The organism is Sphingosinicella microcystinivorans (genome assembly GCF_027941835.1).
Lineage (GTDB): Bacteria > Pseudomonadota > Alphaproteobacteria > Sphingomonadales > Sphingomonadaceae > Sphingosinicella.
Genome location: NZ_CP116005.1, coordinates 3874605 through 3888481, shown reverse-complemented (window position 1 = coordinate 3888481; position 13877 = coordinate 3874605). Strand labels below are relative to the sequence as shown.

At 62.3% G+C, this 13877-nt stretch carries 20 protein-coding genes; 7 read left to right on the top strand and 13 right to left on the bottom strand.

Going from position 1 to position 13877, the window contains the following annotated elements; translation table 11 throughout:
- Nucleotides 1-201: 201 nt before the first annotated feature.
- The 3 genes from PE061_RS18750 (at nucleotide 202) to PE061_RS18740 (ending at nucleotide 5093) form a co-directional block, all read left to right on the top strand.
- Complete coding sequence (locus PE061_RS18750; protein ID WP_271256731.1) at nucleotides 202-807, top strand: hypothetical protein; 606 nt, start codon at nucleotides 202-204, stop codon at nucleotides 805-807.
- A gap of 51 nt (nucleotides 808-858) precedes the next feature.
- Entirely contained in the window at nucleotides 859-1971 is a 1113-nt protein-coding gene (locus PE061_RS18745) for a helix-turn-helix domain-containing protein (protein WP_271256730.1), read from the top strand.
- A 116-nt stretch (nucleotides 1972-2087) separates the two neighbouring features.
- Nucleotides 2088-5093, top strand: coding sequence for an N-6 DNA methylase (locus PE061_RS18740; protein ID WP_271256729.1), 3006 nt, complete (start codon nucleotides 2088-2090; stop codon nucleotides 5091-5093).
- A gap of 357 nt (nucleotides 5094-5450) precedes the next feature.
- Here the strand turns inward: PE061_RS18740 and PE061_RS18735 are convergent, their stop codons facing one another.
- Nucleotides 5451-6344: an SOS response-associated peptidase gene (locus PE061_RS18735; protein ID WP_271256728.1), complete on the bottom strand. Its 894-nt coding sequence runs from the start codon at nucleotides 6342-6344 to the stop codon at nucleotides 5451-5453.
- Nucleotides 6345-6383: 39 nt separating this feature from the next.
- Between PE061_RS18735 and PE061_RS18730 the strand changes: the two genes are divergently transcribed.
- Complete coding sequence (locus PE061_RS18730; protein WP_271256727.1) at nucleotides 6384-6581, top strand: excalibur calcium-binding domain-containing protein; 198 nt, start codon at nucleotides 6384-6386, stop codon at nucleotides 6579-6581.
- Between the two features lies 1 nt (nucleotide 6582).
- Nucleotides 6583-6903, top strand: a complete 321-nt coding sequence (locus tag PE061_RS18725) for a hypothetical protein (RefSeq protein WP_271256726.1) — start codon at nucleotides 6583-6585, stop codon at nucleotides 6901-6903.
- Here PE061_RS18725 and PE061_RS18720 read toward each other — a convergent pair.
- From PE061_RS18720 to PE061_RS18710, 3 genes are read right to left on the bottom strand one after another with little or no spacing between them, the layout of a single operon-like run.
- The gene (locus tag PE061_RS18720; RefSeq protein WP_271256725.1) at nucleotides 6892-7431 is read right to left on the bottom strand and encodes an SOS response-associated peptidase family protein; all 540 of its coding nucleotides are present in this window, start codon (nucleotides 7429-7431) and stop codon (nucleotides 6892-6894) included. The genes PE061_RS18725 and PE061_RS18720 overlap by 12 nt on opposite strands.
- 12 nt (nucleotides 7432-7443) lie before the next feature.
- Nucleotides 7444-7749: a hypothetical protein gene (locus tag PE061_RS18715; protein WP_271256724.1), complete on the bottom strand. Its 306-nt coding sequence runs from the start codon at nucleotides 7747-7749 to the stop codon at nucleotides 7444-7446.
- Between the two features lies 1 nt (nucleotide 7750).
- On the bottom strand, nucleotides 7751-7966 hold the full coding sequence (locus PE061_RS18710; RefSeq protein ID WP_271256723.1) for a hypothetical protein: 216 nt from the start codon (nucleotides 7964-7966) through the stop codon (nucleotides 7751-7753).
- A 192-nt stretch (nucleotides 7967-8158) separates the two neighbouring features.
- Here PE061_RS18710 and PE061_RS18705 point away from each other — a divergent pair, with 192 nt between their 5' ends.
- A complete protein-coding gene (locus PE061_RS18705) occupies nucleotides 8159-8341 on the top strand; it encodes a DUF465 domain-containing protein (protein ID WP_271256722.1) in 183 nt (60 codons plus the stop codon).
- Nucleotides 8342-8732: 391 nt separating this feature from the next.
- Here the strand turns inward: PE061_RS18705 and PE061_RS18700 are convergent, their stop codons facing one another.
- Both PE061_RS18700 and PE061_RS18695 read right to left on the bottom strand, forming a co-directional pair.
- The gene (locus PE061_RS18700) at nucleotides 8733-8906 is read right to left on the bottom strand and encodes a DUF1328 domain-containing protein (protein ID WP_271256721.1); all 174 of its coding nucleotides are present in this window, start codon (nucleotides 8904-8906) and stop codon (nucleotides 8733-8735) included.
- Nucleotides 8907-9093: 187 nt separating this feature from the next.
- Entirely contained in the window at nucleotides 9094-9402 is a 309-nt protein-coding gene (locus PE061_RS18695; RefSeq protein WP_271256720.1) for an excalibur calcium-binding domain-containing protein, read from the bottom strand.
- Nucleotides 9403-9618: 216 nt separating this feature from the next.
- On the opposite strand from PE061_RS18695, the gene PE061_RS18690 reads away from it, so the two are divergent.
- A complete protein-coding gene (locus PE061_RS18690; RefSeq protein WP_271256719.1) occupies nucleotides 9619-9822 on the top strand; it encodes a hypothetical protein in 204 nt (67 codons plus the stop codon).
- A gap of 3 nt (nucleotides 9823-9825) precedes the next feature.
- Here the strand turns inward: PE061_RS18690 and PE061_RS18685 are convergent, their stop codons facing one another.
- The 7 genes from PE061_RS18685 to PE061_RS18655 all read right to left on the bottom strand — a co-directional run bounded on the left by PE061_RS18685 (nucleotide 9826) and on the right by PE061_RS18655 (nucleotide 13771).
- The gene (locus PE061_RS18685; protein WP_271256718.1) at nucleotides 9826-10071 is read right to left on the bottom strand and encodes a hypothetical protein; all 246 of its coding nucleotides are present in this window, start codon (nucleotides 10069-10071) and stop codon (nucleotides 9826-9828) included.
- A 57-nt stretch (nucleotides 10072-10128) separates the two neighbouring features.
- On the bottom strand, nucleotides 10129-10791 hold the full coding sequence (locus tag PE061_RS18680; RefSeq protein ID WP_271256717.1) for a JAB domain-containing protein: 663 nt from the start codon (nucleotides 10789-10791) through the stop codon (nucleotides 10129-10131).
- 421 nt (nucleotides 10792-11212) lie between these two features.
- A complete protein-coding gene (locus PE061_RS18675; protein WP_271256716.1) occupies nucleotides 11213-11407 on the bottom strand; it encodes a DUF5818 domain-containing protein in 195 nt (64 codons plus the stop codon).
- Nucleotides 11407-11856, bottom strand: a complete 450-nt coding sequence (locus tag PE061_RS18670) for a thermonuclease family protein (protein ID WP_271256715.1) — start codon at nucleotides 11854-11856, stop codon at nucleotides 11407-11409. Before PE061_RS18670 ends, PE061_RS18675 begins: the two co-directional genes overlap by 1 nt.
- Before the next feature lie 201 nt (nucleotides 11857-12057).
- The gene (locus PE061_RS18665) at nucleotides 12058-12573 is read right to left on the bottom strand and encodes an outer membrane beta-barrel protein (protein WP_271256714.1); all 516 of its coding nucleotides are present in this window, start codon (nucleotides 12571-12573) and stop codon (nucleotides 12058-12060) included.
- A gap of 615 nt (nucleotides 12574-13188) precedes the next feature.
- Entirely contained in the window at nucleotides 13189-13491 is a 303-nt protein-coding gene (locus tag PE061_RS18660; RefSeq protein WP_271256713.1) for a HigA family addiction module antitoxin, read from the bottom strand.
- Nucleotides 13481-13771, bottom strand: coding sequence for a type II toxin-antitoxin system RelE/ParE family toxin (locus tag PE061_RS18655; protein ID WP_271256712.1), 291 nt, complete (start codon nucleotides 13769-13771; stop codon nucleotides 13481-13483). Before PE061_RS18655 ends, PE061_RS18660 begins: the two co-directional genes overlap by 11 nt.
- Nucleotides 13772-13877 lie beyond the last annotated feature (106 nt).

Here is a 13877-nt window from a genome sequence, read left to right as displayed (position 1 = left end):
ATGCGTTTGCGGGTTCTTGGGACCGTTAGACAAATGTAGCGGCACCGTCCGGGCATCTGACGATCGCGCATGGCGGTGCGTCTAGGATCAACACGGCCTAGGTGGAACGTCGGCCGGCTTCGTTGACAGATTTGGCTACGGCTTACTTTTCGATATGCAGTTGACAAATTATTTGATTTGCCCAATCGTCCGGTTTCGTTAATGGAGCTGTCGATGACCCCTTGGGAACACCACCCCGCATTGACCCGCGATCGCCTGATCACGATCGCGCAATTGATCCAGCGCGGTCGAAACCTGGCCTTGGACCGGTTCGATCCGAATGTCGGATGCACGGGGTGGACATTGGGATGTGAGGCGTTCGCCTTTCAGCGGCATCAGATCATCGAGGCTGCGGCGGACATCGACTGGTTGGAGATCCTGGACCCGACCATGCAGTTTGTCTTCAGCATCGGCGACGTCCCAGCTCGGTTCTATCGCGGCGAGCCCGAGGAGCCTAACACACGGACGCTGAAACAGACGTTTTCCGAATTGCAGCAGCTCAGCCTGTTCGGTGCCGACGAGCTTGTGAAGCTGACGCCCGAACCGCTCTACCGGTTCGCGGTCGAGACCGATCTCGATGGTTCGACCACTGCGATAACCTTCGTCATCCTCGGGGGTGAAACGCCGGTGCTCACCTGGTCGATCCCGCTGGACGAGCCGGTGACCAAGGTTTCGCCGCTCTGGGTCGAGGGCAGCGAAGGCGTCGAATTGCCGGCGCCTTCGGTCGGAGTTCCCACGAAGAAGAAGAAGGACAGCACATCCGATTGATCGGATGGCAGATTTGAGACCGGAACGAGCCACGTCGTCAGGCAGGTCAGTATGGAACTGAAGCCGAAAATCGCTGGCGAGCAGCTTCGACTCGCGCGCCTTGCTCACGGCTTTTCGTTGGAGGAAGTGGGCGGGCGTATCGGCGCGACCCGGCAGTTCATCCACCAGCTTGAGACTGGTTCGCGCTCGGCTTCGGACGAGACGGTCGATGCACTAGCCGACGTGCTTGGAGTCACTCCAGCCTTTCTCAGCGAACCGATCCCATCGACGGTTCGGCCGGAGCAGTGTCATTTCCGCGGCCATATCACCCGGCCTGCATCGGTGACCAGCCAGGTGCTGGCGCGGGGGACGCTCCTTGACAAGTTCGTGGCGGTCATGGAGCGCCATCTCGACCTACCTGATGTTTCATTTCCCGATATTCCGGCGACCACTGCCGAGGAGATAGAACAGGCGGCGGAGGAAGCACGCCGCCATTGGGGGCTTGGAACCACCGGGCCCATCACGAGCATGATGCGAGTGGTTGAGAATGCTGGTGCGATCGTCACCTATTTTGGCGATCTCTCGGATCGTATTGACGCATTTTCGATGGATCGACGCCGTCCGATCATTGTGCGGAGTTCACTCAAGGAAAGCCTGTGTCGGCAGCGCTTCGATTTCGCGCACGAATGCGGTCATCTGATCATGCATCGCGGCCTGCAGACAGGTGATCGGGCGACCGAGGATCAAGCACATCGATTTGCCAGCGCCTTTCTGTTTCCGCGCGGCGCTGTCCTTCGAGAATTTCCGCGCAGCAGTTCGATCAATTGGCGCGCCCTCTATGATCTCAAGTTACGTTGGAAGATGTCGGTGCGGGCGCTGATCCGGCGCGGGCACGATCTGAAACTGCTCACGCCCGCTCAATATCGAACCGCGAACATCCATCTGGTGAAGGTCGGCCAGGCGAAGGTTGAGAAGTATGACGACGACGGCACCTTGCCGGTCGAGCAGCCCGAACTTCTCGCATCCGCGTTGGGAGCGCTGGACGAAGCGGTTTACGGGGGAGTGGGCGCGGTCGCTGATGAGGTCGGCCTGTCTCGACCGATGCTCGAACTCATTACCGGCATGGCTATCCCCGAGCCCGATCCCGCGCTCGACGATGGCAAGGTCGTGCGATTGCGGCGATAGGTGCCGGATCGGACAACGTAGAGATTCCCCCTCGCGCTTCGACGATGTAGGCTACCCCGTAAGGGCCGCCATCATTCTTCCGAATCGTGAGCGGGACGAGGGGGAAGGCACCGTCTGTGTTGCAGGAATTGGTTTCACGTTTAGCGCGCCGCGATCACGCCCGACCGGAAGCCGAAGTCCAGTCCGATCTCCGCCAATTCCTGTTGGCGGCGCCCTTTCAGCTTGACGAGGGCAATATTGAGATCGCGGCACTCGAGGCGCCCGCCGGGGGCGGTCGGCGCATCGACATTGAAGTCGGTTCGACTGTCATCGAGGTCAAACGCGACCTGAGACGCGGTCGCGTCCGCGAAGATGCGATCGAGCAGCTTGCCGCCTATGTCGCTCATCGCGCCCGCGAAAGTGGGCGGCGATATGTCGGCGTGCTCACCGACGGAGCGGAATGGCTGTGTTTCAATCTAGTCGACGGCGCTCTTCAGCAGGTTTCGGCGCTTGACATCGACAGCTCGGCAGAAAGTGTTGGCAAGCTGGTCTTCTGGCTGGAAGGCGTACTTGCCACCGCGACCGGCATCACGCCGAACGCGCGAGAAATTGAAGCCCGCCTTGGCGCCACCAGCACCGCCTACGCGATCGATCGGGCAACGCTCGCGGCCCTTTATATGCAGAACCGCGATTTGCCGACGATCAAGGTGAAACGGGAGCTATGGTCGCGGCTCCTCACTTCGGCACTCGGAAGCCAGTTCACTGACGATGATGATCTGTTCATCGAGCACACGCTGCTCGTAAACACGGCCGAGATCATCGCGCACGCGGTGTTGGGCCTTCCCGTCGCCGATCTCGGTGCTGCTTCGCTCCTCTCGGGAGAGAAATTCGCTGAAAGCGGAGTCCACGGCGTCGTCGAAGCGGATTTCTTCGACTGGGTCATCGAAGTGGATACCGGCGAGCACTTCATAAAGACGCTCGCGCGAAGGCTCCTGCGTTTCGATTGGAGTGCGGTTCGCGAAGACGTGCTCAAGGTTCTTTACGAATCCGTCATCGGTACGGACACGCGCAAGGAGCTCGGCGAATATTACACACCCGACTGGCTCGCACGGGCCATCGTCGAGGAAGCATACACCGAGCCGCTGTCCACACGCGCGCTCGATCCGTCCTGCGGCTCGGGCACGTTCCTGTTTCACTGCGCCTCTGAATATCTCGACAAGGCGCAGCAGGCCGGGATGCCGCTTGCGGCGACACTGGATGGACTTACCCAGCACGTCATCGGCATGGACCTCCATCCGGTCGCAGTCACATTTGCGCGCGTCACCTACCTGCTTGCCATCGGCCGGGAGCGGCTGACCGATGCGGACCGTGGCGAGATTCATATCCCGGTCTACCTCGGCGACTCCCTCCAGTGGCGAGAGCAGAACCTCAATCTCTGGAGTCATGACGCGCTTGTGATCCAAGCTGAAGACGGTCGGGAACTGTTCGGATCAGAGTTGCGGTTTCCTGATCGGCTCCTCGCCGACGCGCGCGAATTTGATCGCCTTGTCGAAGAGTTGGCGCGCCGCGCGACCAGCAGCCAAGCAGGTAGGCCGCCCCCTTCGCTGACCTCTCTTTTCGCCAGGTTTGGTATTCGGCCCGAGGAACAGGAGACCATCGAGGCGACGTTCGCCACGATGCATCGCCTGCATCACCAGGGGCGCGACCATATCTGGGGTTATTACGTCCGCAACATGGCGCGTCCGATGTGGCTCGCGCGCGAGGCGAACCGCGTGGATCTCCTGATCGGCAATCCGCCGTGGCTCGCCTATCGCCACATGCCTGAGGAGATGCAGGCGACGTTCAAAACGATGAGCGAACGCCGGAACCTGTGGGCAGGGCGGGAGCTGGCCACGCACCAGGATCTTTCCGCGCTGTTCGTTGTACGGGCGGTTGAGCTCTATCTGCGGATCGGCGGCCGGCTCGCGATGGTGCTTCCCAACGCCGCGGTCGATCGCGAGCAGTATGCAGGGTTTCGCCAGGGCAACTATTCTGATCCGGTCGGGGCCGTCAGCCTAGGGTTTGACGGTTCTTGGGACCTTCGCCGCATTCGGCCTCATTTCTTCCCCCGCGGTGCCAGCGTCGTATTCGCGCGGCGGACCAAGGATCCGGTGCAGCTCGGGGATGAAACGCTCGTCTGGAGCGGGAAGCTCACGAGTCCGAACATGGAATGGTCTCAGGCCCGCCTGCTGCTGGAGCAAGCGCCAGGCGAGATCCGGCGGGTCGGAAAATCGGCGAAGTCGGAATTTGGGTCACGTTTCGGGCAGGGCGCGACTTTTGCACCGCGACTGCTGTTCCTGGTGAACGAGCGTCCCGCGGGCCCGCTCGGCCTGCCCGCCGGGCGGCTGGCGGTCACCTCGTCACGGAGCAACTACGAGGACAAGCGCTACAAGGATCTTCCCTCGGTGGATGGGGTGGTCGAATCCGAATTCGTGCGGCCAGTCTATTCCGGCGAGAGCCTGTTGCCGTATCGCGTGGTCGATCCGTTGCGCGCCGTCATACCCTGTTCCAGTACCGCCCTCATGTCGCCGCGAGAAATCGAGCTCTATCCGGGATTGAAGGCATGGTGGGATCAGGCCGAGCGGGTGTGGGAAGCGCATCGGACAAGCGACCGGCTGACACTTATGGATCAGCTCAATTATCAGAATAAGCTCAGTCGGCAGTTGCCCGTCGCGCCCTTTCGTATCGTCTACAATGCCTCCGGCATGCATCTCTCGGCCGCAAAGGTGCGCAATCCGCGCGCCATAATGAGCAAGAGCTTATATTGGGCTGCTTTCCACGAGGAGGACGAAGCGGATTTCCTGTGCGCCATCCTGAATAGCGCCGTCACAACGGAGATGGTCCGGCCTTATATGTCTTACGGGAAAGACGAACGTCACATCGACAAGCATATCTGGCAGTTACCGATTCCCTCTTACGATGCGCGCGAGACGACACATAGGGAGGTCGCGACGCTCGGTCGCGAGATGGCGCAACTCGTCCAAGAAATGCCCGTTGATGTTTCGATGCATTTCCCTGCTGCTCGTCGACATATTCGGAGATTGATCGAAGACTCAGCCGGGGGTGCCCGCATCTCTGAACTCGTTTACGAACTACTCTCCTAAATCGCCTGAGGCCGGTCGGTTGCTCTCACCTCTCTGCCGACCCCGGCGGAAGCCCGCCTATGACTCTGCTCGGGAACGGCGGCTATGCAATGCGCTCCGCCTGGAAGCTGCTAGGCGCCTAACGGCCAATTTCCGCCCAAAGCCCATAAATATCACGCTACGCCACCCCACGCGACAATCCCGCGCGAGCGGGTTCGTGCATGTCCCAACGCCTGTCGGTCGTACGAACGCAGCGGAGAGATGAACAGAAGGCAGGTATCAGAGAAGGCAAACGAACCGTCGAACGGCGGCTATTCAGGCGGCGGCCGACGTGAGTGAGCGAATGCGCGCCAATGCCAATGTCTAGGTGCATTGGTTTTAGGCTTGCGGCATGGGAGGTATTCGCCTGATCCAGGGTTCGGCGGTCCGCTGCACTTCGGTAAGCTCGGCCGGAAAGCACCGATCCTGAAATGCCCGCACGTCGTCGAGCGACCCGTGAAGCCAGCGCTCCCACTCATCGGGTAGCAAGAGAACCGGCATCCGATGATGCACGGGTTCGACGACCGCATTGCAGTCGGTCATCAGCCCCGAATAGACCGCGCCCCATTCGTCGCTGTCCTTCCATAGGCCCGCCCACGCGAACACGGGCTCGCCCTTAACCCGAAACCACGTCCGCGTCTTGGCGCCTTGCTCGCCTTCGGCTTCGGCAAAGCCGGCGAGCGGGATCAGGCAGCGGTTTTCGGGACGCGGGGCGATATGGCGCCACATGAAGCTCGACAGGTCGGCAATGTTGTTCACCGGCTTCGGCTTGATCGGCAGGCCGGTTTTCTTGCTCTTTTGCGGGAGCGGGAAGCCCCACGTCATCGCCTGCACCACGCGCCCGCCGTCCGCCTCGCGCACGACCATGCCGGGAGCGCCGGGATACACGTCGCCCTGCGCGGCGTTGAAGGCAGTCGGCATCCGGGCCTTGAAGGCGTCGGCGATGTCGGCCGCGCTCACGTTGACGGTGTAGAGGTTGCACATTGCGCGAAGGTAACATGCGAGGTGTCGCGCGCAATGCGTGCGCCTTCCGGTCCGGCTGGAAACGTCCGGTTTACCGCTCGGCGGTATCATTGCAGCATGGGCCACCGTAGACGCTCCCGCTCCAGTTTCGTCGCGCTTGACGATTTCTCCCGCTCGAAACGGCGGGCAGACACGCGAGACCCGGTCGTCAAGGTGCTCGGTATCGCCGGCGCGGTTGGCGTAGCGCTGGGGGCGCTTATCGGGCTCCATGAAAGCGGGGGCCTTGCGAAAGCAGCTACATTCGTCGGCGTGGTGACAAAGGAGGTTGCGGTCTCGCAAGGCATCATGCGCGCGAACACGCCGCAGCCCGGCGCCTACTATCGCTACTGCGCGGACGCGCGGGCGGCAGGCGTGGCGCCTCTCTATGCCGGGGAGCCCGGCTATCGGCCCCAACTTGACCGCGACGGGGACGGCGTGGCGTGCGAGCCTTACCGGGGACGCCGATAGAATGCCGGTCTGGTACTACGCGACGGCTCTATTCCTGCTCCTTCTGGTGGGCATCATCGCCTATGCCGCACTCGCGAAGGTCCGCGCCGGCCAATACACACGGGCAAGCGTTTTCGGCCGATCCCCGCCGCACTTTCCCACCCCTGCCGCTGCCGTCGTCAAGATGATAACGCCGGTCCTGCTCGCCATTGTCGTTGCGGTCACAACGGGGAACCTCGGCGGGGCGGCATTAGCCATTGCGGTCGTGTGCGCGCTCACCTTCGCTGTTCTCGCGTATTTCGCGGCGAGCAAGCGGAACCCGCGCCAAGCCTCATCGGAGTAAAGGCTTCACCGCAGCGCCGCCCTTCGCCGGGTCGGTGATCTCGAAGCTCCCCTTCGGAAACGGCCGCAGAAGCTCCGCCACGGGCCTTTGCTGCGTAAGCCAGTCCTGCCAGTCGTCGGGACGCACGACGGCCATGTGGCGGTCCTTGAAGGGCGCAATGTCGGGGTTCGCTTCCACGGTGAGCGCGGCGAACGCCTCGGGCCATCCGTCCTCCGCCGGGCGCCATACGCCTGCGAAGCAAAAGAACGGCTCGTCGGTGATGAGCTTCGCCGTGTAGCGCTTCCTGCGCGATCCCTTGCCGGCATCAATCGTGAAGTCCGACGCGATGATGAGGCAGGGGTTCGTGATAGCACGACCTTCTGAGCGCAGCAGGTGGACGGGGTTCCCGTACATCTCGGCAGGTTTAAGGCCCCACTTGCAGCGCAGCTGCATCGCCGCGCCGTTCCGCCAGAGGACAATCTGCGCGGTCTTGCCGGGACCGTCACGCCAGCTTTCAGCAGGCGCCCGGGCGCGAGCCTGTGCGGTCATAGCGGGTCTCCTTCAGCGCCGCCGCCGTAGCTCCTTCTTCCACTCGATCTCGCTCGGCATCGGCAAGGTCTCATCGGTCGGCAGCTCATGGACAAGGTCGAGCGTCGGCCGCCGTGCCCCGCAAGACGTGCAACGGCACTTCTCGCGGACATCAGGAAGCCAGTCTGGACGGCCGCGCCTGTGGAAGTGATACCAGAGGGCATGGGGATCGAATATCCGCTGATGACGGCAGCGGCGGCAGGTGAGCTTGACAGCGTAATGCCGCACGGCCGCGTCGAACAGGTCGCGGATGGGGTTCGCAAGATCGCGGGGCGGCATGTCACGCGCACGGGTCCGGTTCCGTTAAACCGAACTTGCCGGGGCTTTTGCCGTGCGGCGAGGCGTCCACCATGTCGGCGGCGATGACCATTGTTCCGCTGTTGTCGATCAGGTCGCAGATACGCTCGGCGAGCGCGCCGGCGCCTTCGTCCGACTCGTGGGGCAGCTTCGATTTGAACTTTCGCACATCGACCTTCGACGCCGTTTTCAGGCTCACGCTGATCGATGTTGCAAGCTCGTCTCGGGTGATTCGTCTCATACCGCGAACATGAGAACAGAACAGGAACGATGGCAAGAGGCGATGCGGCGAAGCGCGCTGGTCTTGAAGCGATCGAAACACGATCCAAATAGGCCGGGCCGAGCCGTTCAGGTCGGCACGAACATAGTCAACTTTTGCATGGAGTGGGCGATGTCCAATCATCTCTTGAACAATCTGCGGCGCGAACATGCACGCCTTGAAGGTGAACTCGCAAGGGAGGCGGCACGGCCGCTCCCCGATCAGGTGCTTCTGGCCCGGCTGAAGAAACTGAAGCTGGCCGTGAAGGACCAGATCGCAGAGGCGGAGAGAGAAAACCGTCTGGTCGCGGCCTGACCGGCACTGGCGGGGTCGTGCCGGCCCCGCCTTCCGTTCAGGAAAGTCCACAGAAACGCGCGGATGACGGGCTGGACGTCCTTCATCTGACAGTCAGCTTGGCAGGGATAACGCGAAGTATGACAGAGATTGCACCATTGAACGCGAGTCCGGCAGGGCGCAGGCGGATGCTCAAAGGCGAAGCTGGGGAGCGAACGCTCGGTCCCGACAGTATCCGTACCCGGCGGCTTGGAACGCGCCTCAAGGATCTTGCGCTGATCGCGTTGAGCGGGCTCGTGCTCTGCGCGTTCGTCATTTGGTTTATAGGGCTGGTCAACGGCGCCTCGTAAACGAAAACGCCCGGCACTGGGGCCGGGCGTTACGATTTGTCCTGATCAGGCGGGGCCGGTGGTCACGTAATCTTCCGGACGGCGGTAAGTCCCAGAACAAGAAAAATGACGGCAATGATCAGCGCCGCGACGAACAAGATTTTAGCAATCCCCATCGAAGCGCCGGCGAGGCCGCCGAAACCCAGGGCGCCGAGCACCAATGCGGCAATGGCGAAAATAATGGCCCATTTGATCAACGCGCGCTCCTCTCGTTAAGTGATCTCTCCCGAAACAATGTCTCGAACGTCGTGTTCCGTGCGCTGCATGGGTCACCGTTGTGCGGTGCTGCTGCGCCCGCCCAACGTTCCAATGCCCGTATCGCTTGTCCGCGTCACCGCGTGAGCGCGATCCGGCGGCGCAACAGGTCCGCAGAGACGGCAAGGCTTAACGACCGCGGTACGGCTCGCACGCTATGCCGTCGCCGTCCTGGTCGAGATGCGGCCCATACCCCGGTTCGCCGATACGGATCGGCGCGGCGCCCGCGGCGCGCGCCTCGCTGCAGTTCCGGTAGGCCCCGCCCGAGGCACCGAACAGCCGGGACGGCGTTTCGGACCGTGGCGATGCGGATGCACGGTGACAATGATAGTCGCCAGTCTTTCGGTTGTTATGGCAGCCTTCAGCATCGAGGCCGCCCGGATGCGACAACGCCGGCATCGCGGCAAATGCCACGCACAAGATCGTCAGATACCGCATGTCCGCTCCAAAGCCAGAATTGCGCTTAATATGGCAGCGTCTTTACCAAGCAGCGTCTTTACCAATTTGACGTTTCCTTGTGGTGTTGAACATGACTTGCGTGTTGGAAGAATGAAATGGTCTTGATCGAATGAATGCCCAAGTGCAGTCCGGAACTTATACTGAATTCAATCCACACGTCCCGTGGGGCCGAAGGGATGGAATGGGAGTCTGCGGATGGTGTCGCCGCCGCTGAGCGACTGGGAGCTCTGGGCCGTTGCGCGGCGGTTCATGGAGGAGCACGGCGACATGGCGGCCGGCTATGCAAGCCTGAAGGCGGCCGAGCTTGATGCGCGGGGCGACGCACGCGGGCGGGACGTGTTCCTGGAGGTCGCCGCCCGGATCAATCGAATGGGTTCAGCCGAAGGGACGCGGCACTAGCCGCTAGTAGCCGGCATCCTCGATGCTTGCTGCGCGCGCGCGGATCGCGGCATCCCTGAACGTCCTGTGCGCCGGTGGCGCAAAGCCAAGCGTGCGCGCGGCGAGCCACAGCGCCAGTCGCCGCGCATCCTGCACTTCATTTGCAATTGCGGAAAGTAGCGAGGCAACACCGCGATCGTATTCGGCAGTCGAAAGGCTCGCGACGTCCGATCGGCCAAAGTGCTCGGCAATGATGGTATCTGCAACCATCGGGCCTCCGCGAGACTTCAATCTCTTATTTTACGCTCCGAGCATATGAACAGCAAGTTAAAGCAGGCCGAGCGTCTTGAAACTTTGTATGCCGGTCTCGCTGACGACGACGTGATCGTGAAGATTAAGCCCGAGAACGCGCGCGGCATCGCGAACGTGGTTGGTGAGCCGGACATCGTCGCGGCTTGGGGTCGGATCGCCGGAGGGGTGGTTGTGGACGAGAATGAGTGCGGTTGCGCCGACGTCGAGTGCGCGGTGCATCACCTCGCGCACGTAAACGGGCGCCTGGTTGACCGTCCCGACGCCCATCTCCTCGTCCGTAATGAGCGCGTTCCGGGAATTCAGAAACAGCACCCGGAAATGCTCGCGCCGGCTGTGCCCGAGGCTCACATGGAGATAGTCATTAAGCGCCTGCCATCCCGTGATTACGTTGCCGTGCGTCAGTTCGCGGAAAAGCGCGCGTTCGAGGCTCTGCGCGACGGTTGCAAGGATATCGAGTCCCTTGGGCGGAACCCCGAGCTTGATGAGCATCGAAGGCGCGCTCGTCAGCACGCGGGGATAGCTGCCGCGTTCCGCGATCAGCGTTTCGGCGAGCCGGGTCGCCCTGGCGTCCGGCAGGACGAAGCCGAGCAAATGTGCGAGCAGCGCCCGGTCCGCGTCCGGGGCGCGGTCGCGGGGACATGCACAGGGTACGTCCCTGACATCCGATAAACTTCTCACGGCACGTCTCCCAGAATATCCAGGACGCGGCCGCGCAATTGTCGCCCCTCAATACGACTGGATGGATCCAGCTCGTCCCCGGACCCTCTCCAGCCCGGATTTCGTCAATGCGCGGTTTATTCAGTTCCCCGACTGTCAAACCGGTGAGAATTATATTTTGTAACGAAAACCTCTGGATCCTTCGCTTCCCAACGCGGTCCAGCCCATGATCACCAGCATGTTGCGCTCCTCCACTACATTTTTTTGATTTAGCGTTCAGGAGAAGGCGAGATCATAACTCAACCGTATCGATTCGCCAGACGTGAATATAGGTGCGCTGAAGATATGCGGCTTTCGATCGGAAAATCTTGATTGCACAGCTACCGCGATGTCTCTTTGCTTGCTTTGACAGCGGATGTTCTGTGCGATCGCGGCTTTTCTCTCAGCCTGGGGTCACGTCTGCCACAGACAGCCTGTCGAATCCGGTGCGCCATGCGGTGATCCGGACACGGCGTCCCACGAGCGCCTCGGCGCTGCGCGGTGCGTCGAGCTGCCAGGTGCCGCCGTCATCGCGCCTGAGCACGAGTCCGGTCTCGCTGCGCAGGAGCAGGCCGGTGTCGGTGACGCGTCTTGCCATCAGCGCGCGCAGCGCCGGTAGGCGCCTTTTGAAAAATGCGTCCATTCGTGCGCTGCGCCGAGCGCGATCAGGCGGCAGCCGAGATCGCTCTTGTCGGGGAGCCTGCACTGGGCGGCGGTGCGGTTGCCGCCCGCGCCGCCGTAGGAGCGGCAGGTAAGGGGACTGGCCTCTGCAAGGCGGACATGGCCGGTCGACGTGGGCGCGCTCGCGGCGGGCTGCAGGAGCTTGACCAGCACGTCCCTGGCCGCAATGGGCGGCATGTCCGGGCACGGGTGGCCGGCGCGGCATGTGCCGTCCATTTCGCGCGCGGCGATCCCGTGGAGCCGAACGCGCGGGCCTTCGGCGCACCAGATCGGGCCGTCGGCGTCCCAGACCTGCGCCGGCGTGCACGCGAAGGTCTCGGCCTCCGGCACGACGAACACGGCAGCAGCGAGGATCATGAACAGCATTCAGGCGATTGTCTCATGGTCACGGACGGCAAAGTCTGTCGCATGAGGCAGGGCTTGTTGTCACGGCACCGCGTGACAGAATGGATGTCGAAAGACATTCCGTCGCCGCTGCGGCGCATGGTGCCAGGCGATCACGCGAAGCGCAGGCAAGCACAAAGGCGGGGGCGGCAGCATGGCTGCCGCCCCCGGTTTGCGCGCGTATCAGAAGCGGAACAGGATGCCGACGACACCCTGATTGTTGATGACGTCGTCCTCGAAATTCACGTGATTGAACTCGGCGCGGAGCGAGGCCTTGTCGCTGATCGCGGTCTCGACGCCGCCGCCGAAGCGGACGCCGTCGCCCCATGCGCTGACGCCGCCGCCGCTGATCTTGTTGCGCTGATAACCGATGCGGCCATAGAGGCCCGTCGCGTCATTGATCTTGAAACCGGCGCGGGCGCTCGCGCCCCAGCCCCATTTGGCTTCCAGCCCGCCAGCATCGGCGGTATTGAGGTCGATATTGCCTTCAACGCCGACGAATGCGCCGCCGAGCGGCATGTCATAGCCGACGAAGCCGGTGAGGCCGGCGCCGCTTGCACCCAGGCCCTCGAGGCTGCCGGAACCGTTCACGTTGTCGAGGGTCGCGCCGAGACCGGCATAAGCGCCATTGAACACGTCGGCAGACGCAGGCGACACGACAGCGAGCGCCGCGAGCGACGCCAGAACGAATATCTTCATTTTTATGCTTACCTTTATTTGAATGAGCGAACAGCGCCGCTGCGCGAGACCTTGTTTTTTTATCCAGCGGCGGCGCGGAAATAGGCACGGGTTCGCGGTGCGGCAAGACTACAAAGGCCTTGATCTTGATCGGTAAACGTCGATGTTGCCGAATTGTGACACGCCGGACGTGCGTATTGCGATTGAGAAATCGTGTAAGTAATCCGCGGGAAGCCTCGCGGAAGGCCGGGAGAGTGCGAAGTCAAGACCCGACGTAAGGGCGTATTTTACAAATGTATCATCAGGCAAAAGGAGTCGTCGTCAAAGTCGTCAAGAAAAAACTGTGCCGCCCGTCCAAAAAATACTTGCCCATCATTCAGGGAAAATTGCGAAAGGCATATCTGAAATCGTGCGGAGACGGCCTCGGGAATCGTTTCAGAAAAGGGGGCGGGGGCGTGTCCGGGTCGGGCGCCGTGAAGTTCGAAATCGTCACGCCGACGAGCCTTATCCCCTTGCGTGTCGGCAGCACGCTGCGAATGAGCGCAAGGCTGAGTTCGTGAAGCCGTTCCCGGCTGGTCAAGCGGCTGGTCGGCTTGGACCGGACCCTCCAGGGCGCCGCTGTCGACGGCGCGGCGATCACGCGGCCCTGGCGAACTTCTTGACCTTGATATCGCGCTCGTGCGCGCGGGCCTGGGCGAGATCATAGGTGGTCTGCATGCGCAGCAGCGTGTCCGCCTTCACGCCGAACGCCTTCTCGAACCGGATCGCCATGTCGGCAGACAGGCTGGCACTGCCGTTCAGCAGGTTGCTCAGCGCCTGCCGGGACACCCCGAAATGCTCTGCCAGCGCGGTCACGCTCACGCCTGCGGGCGCGACGATTTCGGTCTTCAGCCAGTCCCCGACATGGACCGCGAGAGACGGGTGCATCCTAAGCGCCATGATAATCCTCCAGATCCATATCGATCAGCGCGCCCTCGTCATCGATGCGGAAGGTCAGGCGCCAGTTTCGTGTCACCGTCATCGACCAGCTTCCCTTGCGGTCGCCTGTCAGCTCATGCAGCCCGAAGTTCGGCGGTGAGGCCAGCTCCTCGAGGTCTTCGGCGGCGTCCATGTAAGCGAGCATCTTGCGGAGTCTGCCGGTGTCCCCGACAAGGCCCTTGGGATTGCCGGTTTCGAAGAAGCGCCGCAGGCCCTTGTGGCGGATGCTCACGATCTCCATGGCGCGATTCTGGCGCGGCGCCAGTCGTTTGTCAAGTGTCGCTTGTCGCTTGACGGCGGTCGCGGCAGGGTCGAGCGACGACGCGCCCCAACCGAACGACCCGGAC

Bases quoted from the DNA above. Each gene is read 5' to 3' on its own strand.
- PE061_RS18750 (WP_271256731.1), top strand. From the start codon at position 202: ATGGAGCTGTCGATGACCCCTTGGGAACACCACCCCGCATTGACCCGC.
- PE061_RS18745 (WP_271256730.1), top strand. From the start codon at position 859: ATGGAACTGAAGCCGAAAATCGCTGGCGAGCAGCTTCGACTCGCGCGC.
- PE061_RS18735 (WP_271256728.1), bottom strand. From the start codon at position 6,344: ATGGAGCCCGATAAGCGCCCCCAGCGCTACGCCAACCGCGCCGGCGAT.
- PE061_RS18725 (WP_271256726.1), top strand. From the start codon at position 6,583: ATGCCGGTCTGGTACTACGCGACGGCTCTATTCCTGCTCCTTCTGGTG.
- PE061_RS18720 (WP_271256725.1), bottom strand. From the start codon at position 7,431: ATGACCGCACAGGCTCGCGCCCGGGCGCCTGCTGAAAGCTGGCGTGAC.
- PE061_RS18715 (WP_271256724.1), bottom strand. From the start codon at position 7,749: ATGCCGCCCCGCGATCTTGCGAACCCCATCCGCGACCTGTTCGACGCG.
- PE061_RS18705 (WP_271256722.1), top strand. From the start codon at position 8,159: ATGTCCAATCATCTCTTGAACAATCTGCGGCGCGAACATGCACGCCTT.
- PE061_RS18695 (WP_271256720.1), bottom strand. From the start codon at position 9,402: ATGCGGTATCTGACGATCTTGTGCGTGGCATTTGCCGCGATGCCGGCG.
- PE061_RS18690 (WP_271256719.1), top strand. From the start codon at position 9,619: ATGGTGTCGCCGCCGCTGAGCGACTGGGAGCTCTGGGCCGTTGCGCGG.
- PE061_RS18685 (WP_271256718.1), bottom strand. From the start codon at position 10,071: ATGGTTGCAGATACCATCATTGCCGAGCACTTTGGCCGATCGGACGTC.
- PE061_RS18675 (WP_271256716.1), bottom strand. From the start codon at position 11,407: ATGGCAAGACGCGTCACCGACACCGGCCTGCTCCTGCGCAGCGAGACC.
- PE061_RS18670 (WP_271256715.1), bottom strand. From the start codon at position 11,856: ATGCTGTTCATGATCCTCGCTGCTGCCGTGTTCGTCGTGCCGGAGGCC.
- PE061_RS18665 (WP_271256714.1), bottom strand. From the start codon at position 12,573: ATGAAGATATTCGTTCTGGCGTCGCTCGCGGCGCTCGCTGTCGTGTCG.
- PE061_RS18660 (WP_271256713.1), bottom strand. From the start codon at position 13,491: ATGGCGCTTAGGATGCACCCGTCTCTCGCGGTCCATGTCGGGGACTGG.
- PE061_RS18655 (WP_271256712.1), bottom strand. From the start codon at position 13,771: ATGGAGATCGTGAGCATCCGCCACAAGGGCCTGCGGCGCTTCTTCGAA.